Genomic DNA, 1,457 nt, shown 5'->3' with positions numbered 1-1,457 from the left:
GGCTCTTCGGACATCCGGTGGGGGTGAGGCTCGCCGGGTGATGGTCGGCGGGTAGGGGTCGAGGTCCCCGAGGATCAGTAGCGCCAACTGCTGTTCCATCACGAGGACCTCGACGTGTCTCACCATAGTTCGGGGTGCGCTGACGCGCGCTCTGCTGCCTGCCCGTGTTCCCGCTGCGACCTTCTACTCGGCCTGGACGGCGTCCACGTTGAGCACGTCGACCGTCGCGACGATCTGCTGGTCGTCACCGTCTCGACACCGGCGGTGCTGACCGGATGCCCGTCGTGCGGGGTCGTCGCGATCGGCCGCGGGCGTCGCCGACGGGTGCTTCACGACGTGCCCGGCGTGACGCGGGTACGGATCGTGTGGCGGCAGCGGGTCTGGCGATGCGACGACGTGGACTGCGCCAAGAAGACGTTCGTGGAGCAGCTTCCCTCCCTGGTCGCCCGGCGCGGGTCGCTCACGAGGCGAGCCATCGACTGGGCGGTCGCGCAGCTGCGCCGAGAGCACGCCACGATCGAAGGACTACGTCGTCAGCTGGGCACGTCGTGGAAGACGGTGTGGCGCGCTGTCGAGCCCGAGCTCGTCAAGCTCGCTGAGGACGAGTCCCGGTTCGAGAACGTCACTACCCTCGGCGTCGATGAGCACATCTGGCATCACGTCGATCCCCGAAAGCGCGGCCCGAAGGAGCTGACCGGGATGGTCGATCTGAGCCGCGACAGCCAGGGGAAGACGCGGGCGCGGCTGCTGGACCTCGTGCCGGGCCGGTCGGGGAAGGCCTACGCGACCTGGCTCGCAGACCGCGGCGACGCGTTCCGCCGAGGTGTGAAGGTCGCAGCTCTTGATCCGTTCGCCGGCTACAAGACCGCGATCGACGACAAGCTGCAGGACGCCACCGCGGTGCTCGACGCGTTCCACGTCGTCAAGCTCGGCACCGCCGCCGTCGACGAGGTCCGCCGCCGCGTCCAGCAAGACACCCTCGGACACCGCGGCCGCAAGGGCGACCCGCTCTACGGGATCCAGACCATCCTCCGCGCCGGGCAGGAGAACCTCACCGAGAAGCAGCGAATCAGGCTGACCGCGGCGATCGAGGCCGACCCCGCGCACGACGAGGTGTTCATCGCGTGGCAGTGCGCCCAGCAGCTGCGATCCGCCTACCACCAGAAGGACCTCGCCGCCGGCCGACGGATCGCCGAGAAGGTCGTCGACACCTTCCACAGCTGCCCGATCCCCGAGATCGCCCGCCTCGGCCGCACCCTGCGCCGCTGGCGCTCAGCGTTCCTGGCGTACTTCACCACCAGCCGCGCGAACAACGGCGGCACCGAGGCCGTCAACGGGATCATCGAGCTCCACCGTCGCCTCGCCCGCGGCTACCGCAACCGGCACAACTACCGACTCCGCATGCTCCTCGCCGCCGGTGGCCTCACTCCATGACCCCACCGGATGTCCGAAGAGCC

Annotated in this window: 1 protein-coding gene; it reads left to right on the top strand. The window is 69.5% G+C overall.

Annotated elements, in window-relative coordinates:
• Positions 1–114: 114 nt before the first annotated feature.
• A complete protein-coding gene (locus tag IF188_RS19995; RefSeq protein WP_191173567.1) occupies positions 115–1,434 on the top strand; it encodes an ISL3 family transposase in 1,320 nt (439 codons plus the stop codon).
• Positions 1,435–1,457 lie beyond the last annotated feature (23 nt).

This window comes from Microbacterium helvum, assembly GCF_014779795.1.
Lineage (GTDB): Bacteria > Actinomycetota > Actinomycetes > Actinomycetales > Microbacteriaceae > Microbacterium > Microbacterium helvum.
Note: the sequence above shows the minus strand (reverse complement) of the source record. Positions and strands in the feature narration are given on the sequence as shown.